This is a genomic window from Mesobacillus sp. S13 (assembly GCF_020422885.1).
GTDB lineage: Bacteria > Bacillota > Bacilli > Bacillales > Cytobacillaceae > Mesobacillus > Mesobacillus selenatarsenatis_A.
The window spans coordinates 4510413-4526578 of record NZ_CP084622.1 but is presented as its reverse complement, the minus strand read 5'-3'; the positions used below and the strand labels follow the sequence as shown (position 1 = coordinate 4526578).

14 protein-coding genes and 1 pseudogene are annotated in these 16166 nt (G+C 41.2%); 14 read left to right on the top strand and 1 reads right to left on the bottom strand.

The genetic code is table 11. From position 1 onward, the window contains the following. Nucleotides 1-219: 219 nt before the first annotated feature. Nucleotides 220-393 (top strand): annotated as a pseudogene (locus tag LGO15_RS24385) (DapH/DapD/GlmU-related protein); the annotation flags it as partial. A gap of 104 nt (nt 394-497) precedes the next feature. On the opposite strand, the gene LGO15_RS22815 reads toward LGO15_RS24385, so the two are convergent. Then, the gene (locus LGO15_RS22815) at nt 498-785 is read right to left on the bottom strand and encodes a hypothetical protein (RefSeq protein ID WP_226086152.1); all 288 of its coding nucleotides are present in this window, start codon (nt 783-785) and stop codon (nt 498-500) included. Nucleotides 786-1064: 279 nt separating this feature from the next. On the opposite strand from LGO15_RS22815, the gene LGO15_RS22810 reads away from it, so the two are divergent. The 13 genes from LGO15_RS22810 (at nt 1065) to LGO15_RS22750 (ending at nt 16165) form a co-directional block, all read left to right on the top strand. Continuing rightward, the gene (locus tag LGO15_RS22810) at nt 1065-3017 is read left to right on the top strand and encodes a SpoIID/LytB domain-containing protein (protein WP_226086151.1); all 1953 of its coding nucleotides are present in this window, start codon (nt 1065-1067) and stop codon (nt 3015-3017) included. 224 nt (nt 3018-3241) lie between these two features. Further along, nucleotides 3242-5716, top strand: coding sequence for a SpoIID/LytB domain-containing protein (locus tag LGO15_RS22805; RefSeq protein ID WP_226086150.1), 2475 nt, complete (start codon nt 3242-3244; stop codon nt 5714-5716). Between the two features lie 351 nt (nt 5717-6067). Continuing rightward, a complete protein-coding gene (locus LGO15_RS22800) occupies nt 6068-6223 on the top strand; it encodes a YwzD family small protein (RefSeq protein WP_226086149.1) in 156 nt (51 codons plus the stop codon). A 247-nt stretch (nt 6224-6470) separates the two neighbouring features. Beyond that, nucleotides 6471-7214: a YveK family protein gene (locus tag LGO15_RS22795; protein WP_226086148.1), complete on the top strand. Its 744-nt coding sequence runs from the start codon at nt 6471-6473 to the stop codon at nt 7212-7214. Next, nucleotides 7207-7905 (top strand): CpsD/CapB family tyrosine-protein kinase, encoded by a 699-nt coding sequence (locus tag LGO15_RS22790; RefSeq protein WP_226086147.1) that lies wholly within the window; start codon nt 7207-7209, stop codon nt 7903-7905. Before LGO15_RS22795 ends, LGO15_RS22790 begins: the two co-directional genes overlap by 8 nt. Nucleotides 7906-8018: 113 nt before the next feature. Then, the gene (locus LGO15_RS22785; RefSeq protein ID WP_226086146.1) at nt 8019-8783 is read left to right on the top strand and encodes a tyrosine-protein phosphatase; all 765 of its coding nucleotides are present in this window, start codon (nt 8019-8021) and stop codon (nt 8781-8783) included. Between the two features lie 298 nt (nt 8784-9081). Continuing rightward, the gene (locus LGO15_RS22780; RefSeq protein ID WP_226086145.1) at nt 9082-10902 is read left to right on the top strand and encodes a polysaccharide biosynthesis protein; all 1821 of its coding nucleotides are present in this window, start codon (nt 9082-9084) and stop codon (nt 10900-10902) included. 177 nt (nt 10903-11079) lie between these two features. Continuing rightward, entirely contained in the window at nt 11080-11961 is an 882-nt protein-coding gene (gene galU / locus LGO15_RS22775) for a UTP--glucose-1-phosphate uridylyltransferase GalU (RefSeq protein ID WP_226086144.1), read from the top strand. A 123-nt stretch (nt 11962-12084) separates the two neighbouring features. Continuing rightward, the gene (locus LGO15_RS22770) at nt 12085-12441 is read left to right on the top strand and encodes a type IV pilin protein (RefSeq protein ID WP_226086143.1); all 357 of its coding nucleotides are present in this window, start codon (nt 12085-12087) and stop codon (nt 12439-12441) included. Nucleotides 12442-12955: 514 nt separating this feature from the next. After that, a complete protein-coding gene (locus LGO15_RS22765; protein WP_226086142.1) occupies nt 12956-13492 on the top strand; it encodes a PglD-related sugar-binding protein in 537 nt (178 codons plus the stop codon). A gap of 3 nt (nt 13493-13495) precedes the next feature. Further along, a complete protein-coding gene (locus tag LGO15_RS22760) occupies nt 13496-14131 on the top strand; it encodes a sugar transferase (RefSeq protein WP_226086141.1) in 636 nt (211 codons plus the stop codon). A 30-nt stretch (nt 14132-14161) separates the two neighbouring features. Continuing rightward, nucleotides 14162-15046 carry an NAD-dependent epimerase/dehydratase family protein gene (locus tag LGO15_RS22755; RefSeq protein WP_226086140.1) on the top strand — a complete coding sequence of 295 codons (885 nt, stop codon included), beginning with the start codon at nt 14162-14164 and terminating at the stop codon, nt 15044-15046. Nucleotides 15047-15061: 15 nt separating this feature from the next. Further along, nucleotides 15062-16165: a glycosyltransferase family 4 protein gene (locus LGO15_RS22750; protein WP_226086139.1), complete on the top strand. Its 1104-nt coding sequence runs from the start codon at nt 15062-15064 to the stop codon at nt 16163-16165. The last annotated feature ends 1 nt before the right edge of the window (nt 16166 follow it).

Below are 16166 nucleotides of genomic sequence, written 5' to 3'. Positions count from 1 at the left end.
AAAGTGAATCTTGGCCGTGGTGTCGTAGCCATTGTAAATGATGGTGCGAGACTGAAAATCGGCAACAATACCTATGTAGCAGCAGACAGCAAAATCTACGCCAGCCAAGAAATCGTGATTGGTGCAGACTGCGCTCTATCATGGGATTTAACCATCATAGACAGCGATTTCCATGAGCTTGAATATAACGATGTAACACCGCCAATGACCGCTCCGATCCATATAGGCAACCATGTCTGGATAGGATGCAAAGTAACCATCCTTAAAGGAGTAACCATCGGCGACGGAGCCATCATCGCAGCTGGCTCAGTCGTAACGAATGATATCCCCCCAGGTTGCCTGGCAGCAGGAAACCCCGCAAGAGTCATCAAAGAAAACGTCAGCTGGGATTAGACAGGTGCCTGTCACCACCCGAAATTTGTCGAAAATGAAAGGCCGGACGCTGTCCGGCCTTGTTTGCTTTTATTCGGTTTATAACAGATACATCCCTATTTCAGCTATCTGAATCCAAACACCATATACCCCATATACCCAACGAAAGAGATGGAGATAATCAGAATCGGGATGGAAATCATGATTTTCTTCCACATCTTTATAGAATCGAAGCGCTTATATAGCTTGGATTGAAGTAGTAAGATGAGGAAGACAACAGGTATACCAATAAGGATGGCAATCGTATCCACACTCGTAAATGGATCGCTGACATAATGATTAAAAATGATATTCAACATAAAAAACGAGCAAAACAGGATAAATTGGTAGAAAGAGTAACGGAAATATTCCATGATAGATTCCTCTCTTATAATTTCATACAGAAATTTTCGCCACTAACCAACAGATTTCCTCCTATTCTTCAGTACCCACCAAATAATCATTTTCTGGATATCCTTCCAATCATTCGGCCTATTTTCACTCTTCAACCCCCGACTTTCAAAAAGAGTACCCGAACGGTGTACATGGAATCTATCAGTCTGTATTTTTAGTAAAATTTACATGTAAACATTTTACAGACGAAACTGCTAATATAGTAGAATAAGAGGAAAAGAATGTAATAGGGGGAAATTATGAGGAAATTCGTCATATTGTTGGTAGCCTTAGTCATTGCATCGTCTTCCCTGGCTTTGCCAAACGCCAAAGCTTCGGGCACAGAGCCAATTCTAAACGTCAAGCTCAGCTATTATCTGGGTGAACATAAGGAGTTAACGCTGAAGGTCAAAGGGAAGTATTTACTGGATCAGGCAGCTGATACTGTCCTTTCCGAAGGCATAATCTATACATTGAAAGCATCAGGTACAACTGAGGTCCACCTTTATGAGGGATCCAAGAAGCTAGCTTCAGGCAGTGCGCTTGCGCTTGCACCTCTCAAAGCAGGCAGCTTCATCTATCTGAACAACATAGCCTATAACGGCAAATTCACGTTCAGCAATAATAATGGTGTGGTCAAGCCTGTTAACTCGATCTTCATGGAAGACTACATCAAAGGTGTTGTTCCTAAGGAAATGTATGCAAACTGGCATGTCGAAGCGTTGAAGTCACAGGCGGCAGCGGCACGTACATACGCAATCAGGAGGCAGAACTACGAGATTGTAGATGGAACCTCCAACCAGGCGTACGGCGGCTATTTTTGGGCTCAGGAACTTGATCCTACCGGCACAACCTATGCAAATGCAAGAACTGCAGGCCAAGCTACTGCAGGCGAATATATCACGTATAACGGCTCAGCGATCGATGCGGTGTACTCTTCTTCAAACGGAGGGCATACTGAATCAAACCTGGATTATTGGGGAACGTCCCAGTATCCTTACTTGATTGCGAAGCCTGACGAATTTGATGGTTTGGATGCAAAAATAAACCACACAATCCAGGTGCGAGATCAGCAAATCGATGCATCCAGATTGGACCTTTCGAACTCTGACACATGGTGGTCAAAAACAATAGAACTTGATAAAGAGTTCACGAACAAAGTGAAAAGCAAGTTCCTTTCTGCCACCAACCCGGAAAACTATAAAATCGTCGACATTGAAAAAATCGATTTCCACACACTCACTTCCGGCGGACGTGTGAAAGCAGGGGACCTGACATTCACTTACTTTGACAAAAATGCTGCAAAGGACGCTGAGGGTAAAATCGTCCTTAAGACTGCAGAAAAGAAAAACGTCACAGAAGCTGATTTCAGCTATCTATTTGGCTATAAAATGAAAAACATCTATATAAAAGAAGTTTCCAACCAAGATGGATTCTTCACGATCAAAGGTGCAGGCTTCGGTCACGGTGTTGGCATGAGCCAACATGGCGCACAGAACCGGGCAATGAATGGCCAAACATACAAAAATATTCTATCATTCTATTACCCTGGCACCGTGCTTTCAAAACGCTACACAACACTGGCAGACCGTAATTCGATGCTCGCATCCCTGAAAGGCTGGGTCATCGAAAATGGAGTCCGCTCCTATTACGATCCAGCAATAGGTACCAAGGTTCAATCCGGCTGGAAGCTGATCGACAGCAAATGGTACTACTTCAAGGAAGGCGCAGCCCAAACTGGCTGGGTTTACTATAAGTACAAGTGGTACTTCCTCGACAGCAACGGTAAAATGATGACTGGCTGGGCCTATGACGCTGGCAAATGGTACTACATGAACTCAGAAGGCATCATGCAGACAGGCTGGATCAAGGACAGCAACAAATGGTACTACATGCAAAAGAGCGGAGCCATGCACAAAGGCTGGCTGACTGATGGTGGAGTCAAGTACTTCATGAAGTCAGACGGCTCAATGGCAACGGGCTGGCTGAAAATCGGCACAAGCTGGTATTACTTCCACAGCTCAGGAGCAATGGACACAGGCTGGCTAAAATGGAACAACCAATGGTACTACATGAATACAGAAGGCATCATGCAGACCGGCTGGTTGAAAGTAGGAACCAAATGGTACTACATGTATTCCAGCGGCGTAATGGCAGCCAACACAACAATCGACGGCTACCGCCTCGGTAGTGATGGTGCGTGGATACAATAAAATAAAGCTTAAAATGAAGGACCGGCGAATTTACGTCGGTCCTTCTTCTTGTTCGACAAAATCCGGGTTGTGCCTGTCACCACCCGATTGCGCATTCTTTCATAAGATGCATTGATACAAAGCCATTCGACAAAATTCGGGTGGTGACAGGCACCTCAAAAAAGTCTGTAAGTTATTTACAATAATATAGTAGAATGATAGGTAGAGATTACTAGAGGAGGAAAATGATGAGGAAGTTAGTTGCGGTTGTTGTGTTGTTTATTGCGATATTTGCTCTTTCAGCACCCGGTGTGAAGGCTGAGGGGACAGAACCGATTGTTAAGGTTAAGTTATCGCATTTCATTGGCCAAAAAGATCAATTGCCTTTGAGTATTAAAGGAAAATATGTGATTGAGGGTATTGAAGTTAGAATTATTCTTTCCGAAGGAAGATCCTATACACTCTCTACCACTGCAGGGGGATCGGTTTGCGTGCATGAGGGAAGCGCGGAGCTGGCATGCGGGACATCATTAGACCTTAAGCCGGTCACATCGGGGAGTTTTATTTATCTGAACAAAAAAGCCTATAATGGCATTTTTAACTTCACTAGCGAAGCGGGGAAAATAAAGCCGGTCAATTCCATATACATGGAAGACTATGTAAAGGGTGTTGTACCAGAGGAAATGCTTTCATATTGGCACCCGGAAGCACTTAAAGCGCAGGCACTAGCCGCTAGAACATATGCAGTTGAGAAAAAGGAGAATATCTTAAGTGATACGACTTCCAAACAAGTATATGGCGGATATCTATGGGCAAAAGAAATCGATAGAGCCGGTTATTATGTGAATTCCAGCGCCGCCGTAGAGGCAACGGCTGGAGAGTATATTACTCACGGAGGAAAACCGATTGATGCAGTTTACTCTTCATCAAACGGCGGACTTACGGAATTGAATTCTAATTATTGGACTACATCAGATCCTTATCCGTATCTTACTGTAAAGCCAGACCCACACGACGGGCTGGCAAAGGATGAGTACGTGACGAACTGGAAAGTCCTGCTCCAGAAACAGCAAATAGCAAGCAGTGAATTGGAAGAACCACAGCCAGAAGAATGGTGGGAAACTGTCAAGGAAGCAGACGAGCAGTTTGCCAGCAGAGTGAAGGGAAATCTGCTTGCTCAGCAAGGTGAAAGCCCTGATAACTTTAAGGTAGTCAGCGTAGAACTATTCAACCTGCACACCTTCACATCAGGCGAACGCTTTACACAAGGCGACCTGCATGTAAAATTTATCCGTAAAAATTCGAAAGATACAGACGGAAGATACAATATTGATCTTTTCAAGGGAACAATCCCAGCGTGGGAAGTAGCCTATCTGCTTGGCGAGGATGCTGTCGGCATTCCTAAACTAAGAAGCCGCTATGTAAAAAATGTCATCGAAGCAGACGGCGTCTATACCATCACAGGATCAGGATTTGGCCACGGGGTCGGAATGAGTCAGTATGGTGCCCAGAACAGGGCGAGATATGATGGACAGACATACCGAGAGATTCTCTCATTCTATTATACTGGCACGGAAATAACCAAAAGCTACACAAAAATAGCAGACCGCAATTCATATCTTGCCAATGTCAATGGCTGGGTAATCGAAGACGGCATCCGCACTTACTACGACGGAGCCACAAGAGCAAAAGCAGCTGGCTGGAAGCAGATCGACAATAACTGGTACTACTTCGAGGAAGGACAGCAGTTCACTGGCTGGCTCTTATGGAACAATAAAAAGTACTATCTTAACAGTGAAGGAATCATGCAAATAGGCTGGCTGGAGCTCGACGGGAAGAAATATTACCTGAACCAGGATGGCTCAATGCATATCGGCTGGCTGACACTTGGCGATAAAAAATACTACTTCAACCAGGAAGGCATCATGCAAACCGGCGTGGTTACAATCGATGGCACCCAGTTTACTTTCGGTGAGGACGGTGCACTCGAAAAACTGGCAGGCTGGATTATTGAAAATGGCAAACGTTCATATTACGACCCTGCCACAGGCCAAAAAATCCAATCTGGCTGGAAGCTTATCGATAACGAATGGTATTACTTCGAAAACAGCGCAGCAAAAACGGGCTGGGTATATTGGAAATACAAATGGTATTACCTGGACGGTGACACAGGCGAAATGCTGACTGGCTGGATCAATGACGGGAGCAAACGCTATTACCTAAACAGCGATGGCATCATGCAGACAGGTTGGCTTAAATACAACAACAAATGGTACTTCCTTGCGAAGGGCGGAGCCATGCACAAGGGCTGGCTTACAGATGGCGGCAAGAAATATTACCTGAAAACAGACGGCATCATGGCAATAGGCTGGCTGAAAATCGGCACAAGCTGGTATTACTTCCACAGCTCTGGTGAGGTGGATACTGGCTGGCTGAAGTGGAATAACAAATGGTACTACATGAACAGTAATGGAGTCATGCAGACAGGGTGGGAAAAAGTCGGCACAAAGTGGTATTACCTTGCCTCTGGCGGCGAGATGAAAACAGGCTGGCTGAAAGACGGCACGAAATGGTACTACCTAGCTTCAAGCGGCATCATGCAGACAGGCTGGGTAAAGGTCGGTACGAAGTGGTATTACCTATACTCCAGCGGCGCCATGGCAGCCAATACAACAATCGGCGGCTACCGCCTCGGCAGTGACGGCGCGTGGATTCAATAACATAAACAAACGAAAGCTGGATCACAATTAATCGGTGATCCAGCTTTTTCTTTCGACAAAATTCGGGTGGTGCCTGTCACCACCCGAAAAAACGCCACCACACGAAAGGCACCACCGGACCAGCCCGAACTTTAATTGGGCGCAGTATTGTTTAACTCTAGAGATCATTTCGTCATAGGATATATAGAATTTCCAACCGGAGGATTAAAATTTGAGATTAGGGGTAAATAAAGATTCAAGTCATTAATAAACCTATAAAAACAATGAATATATATTTATATGGAAAAATATTTACAAATCTACCAATTTAGAATAAAATCGAAATTAGCGGAAAATATGGAGGTAACTAAGATGAACGTCGAATCACAAGGAAATCAGACAATTCAACAAGAGCAGATGTTCAATCTGATCAGAAAGACGTATGAAAATGGCAACATGGAGAAAATGACAATCAGCGAGCTGATGGAGCAGCTGAAAATAGATTTGCAGGGCGTCCTTGCAAAATAAAAATGGCGGCGGAACATCCGAAGCCATTTTTTATTTTGTCTTTCTCCAGTTGTCAAAATACAACTTCTAGTAATTTATGGTATATACAAAAAATACCTACAAAATTACATAAAATAGGTTTAAATTATAATAAGCAGGGAATATTGTAAAGTTTGTAAAAAAAATGACACATGGCCGCCAAAAATCGCCAATTTCTGTGCTATAATACTGTTTGGATTTTATTTTTCGAATATCGGAGGATTGTACGTTGGAAGAAACAATAAGTTTAAAAGAATTGCTGGATACACTAAAAAAACGTCTATGGCTAATCCTTTCAATCACGTTTGCGGCAGTGCTGGCTAGCGGGATTGTAAGCTACTTCTTTTTAACCCCGATCTATCAGGCTTCGACACAAATTCTAGTCAACCAAAAGCAGAGCGATCAAGCTGTCTATAATCCTAGTGTTGTTCAGACAAATCTGCAGTTGATCAATACATACAACGGAATTATTAAGAGCAATCGAATTCTCGACATTGTCATCAAGGATATGGATTTAAATATGACTGCTGAGCAGCTGAAAGGCAGCATCAATGTCGGAAGTGAATCAGAATCACAAATTGTCAATATTTCCGTCCAAAATGCCGACAAAGAGCTGGCAGTGGATATTGCCAACACGATTGCGAAAGTCTTCAAGAAAGAAGTTGTCGAAATCATGAATGTCGACAATGTCAGCGTCCTTGCTGAAGCAACCGATGTTCAGACACAATCACCAATCAAGCCGAAACCGCCGCTTAACATCGCAATCGCATTGGTTGTCGGATTGATGGCAGGAGTGGGACTGGCTTTCCTTCTGGAGTATATGGACAATACGGTAAAAAGCGCACAGGATATTGAAAAACAATTGGGGATGCCTGTTCTTGGCGTCATCTCTGTCATTGATGAAAACCAGATGGCAGCAAGGAAATTAAAACGGGATCAAAGGGAAATTGAAAGAGGTGAAAGCGGTGTTTAAGAAAAAAACAAAAGCTTTGGGCAACTCGCAGCGCAGCCTCGTCACACTGCATGATCCTAAATCACCGATTTCAGAACAATACCGGACAATCCGGACGAATATCCAGTTCTCTTCTGTCGATGAAGAAATCAAGACGCTGATGGTCACATCACCAGGACCAGCAGAAGGTAAATCAACAACTGTCGCAAACCTTGCTGTCGTGTTCGCGCAGCAGGAAAAAAAGGTGCTCCTCGTTGACACGGACTTAAGGAAGCCGACGGTGCACTATACATTCAATCTGAACAACACATACGGCCTGACTTCGATTCTATCAAAACAGCGGACACTGGCTGATGCTGTCAATAAAGCAGATCAAAATAATCTGTCCATCCTGACTAGTGGACCGATCCCGCCAAATCCGGCTGAGTTATTAGGTTCACATGCAATGGGACAATTCCTCGAGGATGCCAAACAGGAATACGATGTGATCCTGTTCGATACGCCACCAGTTCTTGCGGTAACAGATGCACAGATCCTTGCCAACAAATGTGACGGCGCCTTGCTAGTTGTCTACTCCGGTAAGACAGAGATGGAAGAAGCAGCTAAGTCAAAAGAGTTGCTGACAGCAGCAAAAGGTAAGCTACTGGGAACAGTGCTCAACCATAAAAAACTGCAAAGCTCAGACTATTATTATTACTATGGAAACAAATAACAGTCATTCGACAAGGATTCGACAAAATTCACCTGTTTACCCATATGGGGTATAAATGGTAATATTAGAAAAGAACTATAAATGTGGTAAAACTTTGGAAGTGAGGGTGCGCAATGATAGATTTACATTGTCATATACTAGCAGGAATAGACGATGGCGCACAAACGATGGCAGAAAGCATCGAAATGGCGCGGGCTGCGGTTAATGAAGGAATCGACACGATCATTGCGACCCCTCACCATAAAAATGGACGCTATGAAAATAGTAAACAAGACATCATCCAAAAGACGGATGAACTAAATAAAGTGTTGAAAGCGGAGAATATTCCTGTGACCATACTTCCTGGCCAGGAACCAGCGATACATGGAGAACTGCTGAAGGGAATCACTCTTGGTGAAGTCAGTACGCTGAACAACACACAATACATATTCATTGAGCTGCCGGCCGGCCATGTGCCGCGGTATACCGATAAGCTTCTGTATGATCTGCAGATGGAAGGCAAAATCCCGGTCATCGTTCATCCGGAACGAAACCAGGAAATCATCGAGCGTCCGGAGATTTTGTATCAACTGATCAAGAACGGCGCACTTTCGCAAGTAACTGCGTCAAGTGTTTGCGGAATATTCGGAAAAAAGATCAAGACTTTCTCAGAACAGCTGATTGAAGCCAATCTGACTCACTTTATCGCTTCAGATGCGCACAACACAAATAAGCGCACCTACCATATGGCGGACGCTTTTAACAAAATCGATACCCTTTATGGTGTGGACATGATCTATTTCTTCAAAGAAAATGCCGAGTTGCTGGTGCGGGATCAGAATGTATACAAAGAAGTGCCGCAACGCGTCAAAAAGAAAAAATTCCTTGGAATCTTCTAATCAACCAGAATCTAAATACATCATTAGTCAGGAAGACCTGACCGGCGATGCCTCCTACCCGTTACCCATGGAGGCACTCGATTATGCTGTGGGATGCTGGGATAGCAATCCTTAGACACGTGAGTTGTCGATAGTATGATGTGAGGGCGGGTTAGATGCCCATTTATTATTATTAATAAACCTTATATATATATCTAATGAAAATCCATGTCAAGACACGTGTGTTTTCATTAGATATTTATTTTGTGGTCAAAATTATTATTTAAAAATAGCAATCGAATTAAATAGGGGGATATGGATGAGCTACCACAAACGTTTATTATTACTAGCCGGCCTTGATTCACTGATTGTGTTTGCAGCAGTATACATCAGTTATATACCACTGCATCCATCAATTGAAACCTTAATTTTTGAAAATGTTTTTATGAGCGCACTCGTCCTCTTGCTTTGCCACCATGTATTTGCATCAATATTCTTGCTTTACAACAAAGCATGGGAGTACGCCAGTGTCGGTGAATTGATAGGAATCACAAAGTCAGTCACGCTTTCAATCCTGATGCTGACCTTATACCAATACATAATGGACTACCATGTGTACGGTCGTGTGCTATTCAGCGCATGGACACTGCTGATCCTGATGATCGGGGGCAGCCGCTTCTGGTGGCGCATTACCAGAGACCGGTTCCTGAAACCGGATAAAAACATGACACAGGTACTAATCGTCGGTGCCGGACAAGCAGGCACACTCGTAGCGCGACAATTAAAGAACAATCGCGAATTAGGATTGATGCCCGCAGCCTTCATTGATGACGATCCAAAAAAGTACAAGCTGCATATCCTTGGTATCCCGGTAGCAGGTACAAGCAAGGACATCTCAGCAGCCGTTGAAAAATACAAAATCGATAAAATTGTCATTGCGATCCCGTCATTGAAAAAAGAAGAACTGACGATGATATTTGAAGAGTGTACTAAGACAAAAATCAAGCCGCAGATCATGCCGAAGATCGAAGACGTCATGCTAGGCAAAGTAGCCGTCAACAGCTTCCGCGATGTAGAAGTAGAAGACCTGTTAGGACGTGAACCGATTAAGCTGGATATTGAGGGGATTTCGGAATATGTCACTGGTAAAACTGTTCTGGTAACCGGGGCTGGTGGATCGATTGGGTCGGAGATTTGCCGGCAGATTTGCTCATTTGAACCAGCCAAACTTGTGCTTGTTGGGCATGGTGAGAATAGCATTTATTTGATTGATATGGAACTAAGGAATAAATACGGACAGCAGATTGAGATTGTGCCTGTAATTGGGGATGTTCAGGACCGCGAGCGGATGTTCGAGGTTATGGAAGAGCATGTGCCGCATGTTGTGTATCATGCGGCGGCTCATAAGCACGTTCCACTTATGGAATATAATCCAAGGGAAGCTGTTAAGAATAATGTTTTTGGTACGAAGAATGTTGCTGAGGCGGCTGACACCTTCGGTGTTGGTACATTCGTTCTGGTTTCAACTGACAAAGCGGTAAATCCAACGAATGTTATGGGTTCTACTAAACGGATTGCGGAGATGATTATACAAAAACTAGATCAGGTGAGTCAGACCAAATTTGTTGCGGTTAGATTTGGGAATGTGCTTGGAAGCAGGGGTAGTGTTATTCCGCTCTTTAAAAAGCAGATCCAGGCTGGCGGGCCTGTTACCGTTACTCATCCTGATATGACGCGATATTTTATGACGATTCCGGAAGCCTCGAGGCTTGTGATTCAGGCTGGGTCTCTTGCTCGTGGTGGAGAGATTTTTGTATTGGATATGGGTGAGCCGGTTAAGATTGTTGATCTTGCTAGAAACTTAATTACTCTTTCGGGTTATTCTACTGATGATATTCCTATTCGTTTTTCGGGACTGCGTCCTGGGGAGAAGATGTTTGAGGAGCTGTTGAATGAGAAGGAGATTCATCCTGAGCCGATTTTCCCTAAGATTTTTATTGGGAAGGCTGTTTTGGAACAGGAGGAGGAGATTGAGTATCTTCTTGAACAGTTTGAACACTTTAATTCTGGACAGTTGAAGGAGTATGTGATCAACCTGGCAAATCGCAAAAAGAACAGAGTGTTTTTAGTGGCGAAGTAGGGATCCAATATAAATACTATATATAATAGTAGAAACTTGGTTTTCTTTTTGGATGAAGAGAGACTTTTTTGCGAAAACCTATCGGTTTTCAAAGGTGGATTATTATACTTTCAAGCTATACTTACTAGCAAAACCTTCGGTTTTGAGAGCTTTAAGTTCAAGAAAGGGGAGTTTTAATTGAAGAAGGTACGGAAGGCGATTATTCCTGCTGCTGGATTGGGTACTAGATTTTTGCCTGCTACTAAAGCGATGCCAAAGGAAATGCTGCCGATTGTTGATAAGCCGACTATCCAATACATAGTTGAAGAGGCGATTGCTTCTGGTATTGAAGATATTATCATTGTTACTGGTAAAGGTAAGCGTGCGATCGAGGATCATTTTGATTTTGCCCATGAGCTTGAGCAGAATCTGATGGAAAAGGGTAAGTTAGATATTCTTGAAAGGGTTCGGTATTCTACTAATCTTGCGGATATTCATTATATCAGGCAGAAGGAACCGAAGGGTTTGGGGCATGCGGTTTGGTGTGCGCGTAACTTTATTGGGGATGAGCCTTTTGCGGTGCTGCTTGGGGATGATATTGTTCAGAGTGAGACGCCTTGTCTGCGTCAGTTGATTGACCACTATGAGCAGACGCATTCTTCTGTGATTGGTGTGCAAACGGTGCCGGATGAAGAAACGCATCGTTATGGGATCGTTGAACCTTCGGTACAGAGTGGGAGAAGGTATCAGGTTGAGAATTTTGTAGAGAAGCCTGCTCCTGGGACTGCGCCCTCAAATCTTGCGATTATGGGGAGATATGTTCTTACTCCTGAGATCTTTATGTTCCTTGATCAGATGGAGACTGGTGCTGGTGGCGAGATTCAGTTGACGGATGCGATTCAGAAGTTGAATCAGATTCAGCGTGTGTTTGCTTATGACTTTGAGGGTAAGCGGTATGATGTTGGGGAGAAGATTGGATTTGTGAAGACCACTGTGGAGTTTGCGCTTCAGAATGATGAGTTGAGAGTTGACTTGCTTGCTTATCTTGATGAGGTTATGGCTAAGGAAAAAGTTAAATAACAAAACATTTTACCCGGGTTCATATTGAGTAAGTCATGGACCTGGGGTGTTTTTTTGAGGTTTGGGCTCCTGAGAATTTGCTTACAGAGGAAAAAGTGAAATTCAGTGTAGGAGTTGTTTAATTTGTGGGACTCAAAAGGCTACACATTGGTGGAGTTATTGGCTGTTATTGTAATTATGGGGATTTTGGCTGCGATTGCTGTTCCTGTTTATGTCCATTTTATTGACCGGTATAAAGAGGATTTGTGTGAGGTTAATCGGGTGGAGATGGCAAGGCTGTATGGGCAGTTTTTGAATATTGAGCAGATTGAGCATAGTTCGGCTGCTTTTACTCAGTTTTCTCACTCAATGCTTGATGGGGATGTTTGTGCGGTTGGTGGGGAGCTGACGTATGCGGATAGGACAGTTGAGTGTAGTGTGCATGGGAATCATGGAAGCGAGGATGAAGGTGATGATGGTGGTGGAGTTCCGTTTCTCTGAGAACAGATGGTAGTCTGGCTCAGTCTCTTGAGAAGATAGGAACTGGGCTAGAGCTGCTTTATAGACCTTGCGGCCTTCTTGGTAAGATTGAATGTTAGAGGGGAACTGAGTATCGTGGTTAGATTGAACGCTAGAAACTTTGCGGGATAAGGGTTTGAGACGTTTTTAGTGAGAATTATAGATTGATTGAATGGTTTATATAATAGGAAGAAACTCGGTTTAGGGTGACTCATAGGAGAATATCTATTTCGTATTTGCTTGGTAGATTGAATAGATATTACGAGGTGAGTATCGGAAATTGATAACAAAACACAATATGTAGTGTTAAAGTTGGTTTTTTAACAGTGAAACATACTATATGTTGATATTTTTATCTATTTCTCATATTGAATATTATTTACGAGGTGGCTATCGGTATTAGATAACATTTTAGTGGTTTAGTAGTTGGTTTGAACATTGTTTTATTCTAATTAAATACTAAGTTACTAAAGAAGTAAAGATGGAGCTGATTTTTTTGAGTGGAAACTTACTTATACTGGGTGCTGGTGGTCATGGAGGAGTAGCTAAAGAAACTGCCATTGCAATGGGAAAATTCCCAAAAATTGATTTCTTAGATGACAGATCTGATTTAGCGATAGGAAAGTGTAAAGATTATAAAAAGTTTGTTAACAGCTACAGATATGCTTTTGTTGCAATTGGGAGCAATGAAATAAGGATGAAGTGGTTAAAAGAGTTGATGGAGTCGGGATTTCAGATTCCAATTTTGGTGGATCCAACAGCTTATGTAAGTCCTTCCGCTAGTATTGCAATTGGCTCCATAGTATGTGCTAAAGCAGTTCTGAATACCAAAGTAATAATAGAGATGGGCTGTATCGTTAGTATAGGTGCAATGGTAGATCATGATAGCATTGTTGGAGAGTATTCTCACATTAATACAGGTGCAATAATTAAAGCGAACAGTAAGATAGAAAGACTAAAAAAGATAGATGCTGGAATGATTTATGCTGATGAAAAGCACAAAAAAGTAACTAGTTATGAAATTGAGGTGTAAGTAATGTATTTGAAAGTAAAAAGGTTGATAGATATTATTCTTTCCTTAATCGGACTTATTGTTTTATCCCCGATATTTGCAATTCTTATTATTGCTATAAAAATAGATTCAAGAGGCCCAGTACTTTTTAAACAAAAGCGTGTTGGAATCAATAAAACTTATTTTAATATCTTGAAGTTCCGTACTATGAGAATCGATACCCCTAAGGATACTCCAACTCATTTGTTAGAAAATCCAGAACAATATATTACTAAAATGGGTAGGTTTCTGAGAAAGACGTCACTTGATGAGCTACCGCAAATATGGAATATCTTTGTTGGACAGATGAGTATTATCGGACCTAGACCAGCACTGTGGAATCAGTATGACTTGATTGCTGAAAGAGAAAATTATGGCGCCAATGATGTTCCACCCGGGTTGACTGGTTGGGCTCAGATAAATGGTAGAGATGAACTGCCTATTGATGTTAAAGCTAAGTTGGATGGGGAGTATGTTGAGAGGATTAGTCTTTGGATGGATGTTAAATGTTTCTTTGGAACCATAATTAGTGTAATTAAGAGTGATGGTGTTGTTGAAGGTGGGACTGGAATCATTAGAAAAAAAGAGGTTGCTAGTAGTAAGGAAAAAGGTTCTTCATGAAATTTTATACAAAATAATAGAGGTGTAAAAATGTTATTAGTAACTGGGATTACAGGACATACAGGAAGATATTTTCTACATGAACTTATTAAAAATAACTATAGAGGTACTATTCGATGCATTGTTAGAGAAAATTCAGACACTTCACAATTAGATAATAGTGGTTTGAATATAGAAAAGGTAATTGGTGATATAAGAGATGAAGCATTTCTTGATAGATGTATGAAAGGTGTAGATACAATAGTCCATATTGTAAATATTAGACATACACTACGAATTATTAAGGCAGCTATTAACAATAAAGTTTCGAGAGCAATTTGTGTGCATACAACTGGAATTTATTCGAAATTTAAAATTGCATCAGAGGAATATAAGGTTATTGAAGCTGAACTACAAACTATACTTGCTGAATCTGAAATTAAAGTAACGATTTTACGTCCGACAATGATATATGGTGATTTATGTGACCTTAATATGAGTAAATTTATTAAAATGATAGATAGATTTAGAATCTTTCCAGTTATCGATCATGGTCAAGGTTTAATTCAACCTGTAAATGCACGTGATCTTGGTAAAGCATACTACGATGTGTTAATGCTACCTGTAGAGAGAACAAAATCAGAATATAATCTATCAGGTGAAAAACCAATAACAATGCTTAGAGCATTTAAGCTGATTAGTGAAAACCTTGGAAAGAAAAACACGTTTATAAGTTTTCCACTAGTCATTGGAGTGTTTTTAGCTAGATTTTTAAAGATGGGGTCGCTGGGAAGAGTAGATTATGTTGAAAAAGTCCAACGTATGAGTGAAGATAGATGTTTCTCGCATGAGGAAGCTAAAAAAGATTTTGGATATAACCCTGAACCATTTGAGCTAGGAATTGCTAGGGAAGTTAGGGAATATTTAAATAGATAGTAGGTGGAGTAATAGATGGGAAAGAGAATATTGATTTTATCAAATCATTTTATAACTCTATACAATTTCAGAAGAGAGCTTATTACAAAACTAATTAAGGAAAATCATGAAGTCTTTATATCAATGCCAAAATCTGAAGATAACCAATTCTTTAGTGATATTGGTTGCAAAATTATTGAGACCCCTGTAGATCGACGGGGAGTTAATCCAATAAGGGATTTTGAGCTTGTTAAAAATTATATCAAGATTATGAAAAAAGTAAAACCAGATATAGTTTTTTCATATACTATTAAACCAAATATTTATGGAGGTATAGCCTCTAATCTTTTGAAAATTAGACAAATAAGTAATATTACAGGAACTGGAGCAACTTTCTTGAAGAAAAATGTCATTAGTGAGATCGCAAAGATGTTATACAAAATCTCACTTAAAAGGTCATATAAAGTTTTTTTTCAAAATAGAGGAGATAAAGATTTCTTTATTAAAAATAATATGGTGAGAAATAACTTTTCTTTGCTTCCTGGTTCTGGAGTGAATTTAGAACAGTATTCATTATGTGATTTTCCATTAGATAATAATATCAATTTTATTTTTATAGGAAGAGTTATGGAACTAAAGGGTATTGATGAATATCTTGAAGCAGCCAGAAAAATTAAAAAAATTAACCCTAATACTAACTTCTATATTGCAGGTTTTATTGAGGAAGAGAGGTATAAGGGAATTATTGATAATTTCCACTCCAAAGGGATTGTAAAATACATCGGTTTTCAAAAAGATATAAAATCTTGGATACAAAAATGCCACTGTACAATACTTCCGTCTCATGGAGGAGAAGGAGTTCCAAATGTTCTTTTAGAATCTGCAGCAATGGGCAGAGTCTGCATCGCTTCTAAAATTAATGGTTCTATGGATGTTGTTGATGATGGTTTGTCTGGTTATTTATTTGAGGTAGGAGTTTCTGAAAGTTTAACTGAAAAGATTAAAAGTTTTTTAGAAAAGGACTATGAAGAAAAGAAACAAATGGGTCTAGCTGGAAGGATGAAAGTCGAAAGAGAATTTGATAGAACGATTGTCATAGATGAGTATTTAAAGGAAGTAAATAAGTTAGAGGTGACATAGA

Coding starts and splice junctions, on each gene's coding strand:
- LGO15_RS22815 (WP_226086152.1), bottom strand. CDS start 785: ATGGAATATTTCCGTTACTCTTTCTACCAATTTATCCTGTTTTGCTCG.
- LGO15_RS22810 (WP_226086151.1), top strand. CDS start 1,065: ATGAGGAAATTCGTCATATTGTTGGTAGCCTTAGTCATTGCATCGTCT.
- LGO15_RS22805 (WP_226086150.1), top strand. CDS start 3,242: ATGATGAGGAAGTTAGTTGCGGTTGTTGTGTTGTTTATTGCGATATTT.
- LGO15_RS22800 (WP_226086149.1), top strand. CDS start 6,068: ATGAACGTCGAATCACAAGGAAATCAGACAATTCAACAAGAGCAGATG.
- LGO15_RS22785 (WP_226086146.1), top strand. CDS start 8,019: ATGATAGATTTACATTGTCATATACTAGCAGGAATAGACGATGGCGCA.
- LGO15_RS22780 (WP_226086145.1), top strand. CDS start 9,082: ATGAGCTACCACAAACGTTTATTATTACTAGCCGGCCTTGATTCACTG.
- LGO15_RS22760 (WP_226086141.1), top strand. CDS start 13,496: ATGTATTTGAAAGTAAAAAGGTTGATAGATATTATTCTTTCCTTAATC.
- LGO15_RS22755 (WP_226086140.1), top strand. CDS start 14,162: ATGTTATTAGTAACTGGGATTACAGGACATACAGGAAGATATTTTCTA.
- LGO15_RS22750 (WP_226086139.1), top strand. CDS start 15,062: ATGGGAAAGAGAATATTGATTTTATCAAATCATTTTATAACTCTATAC.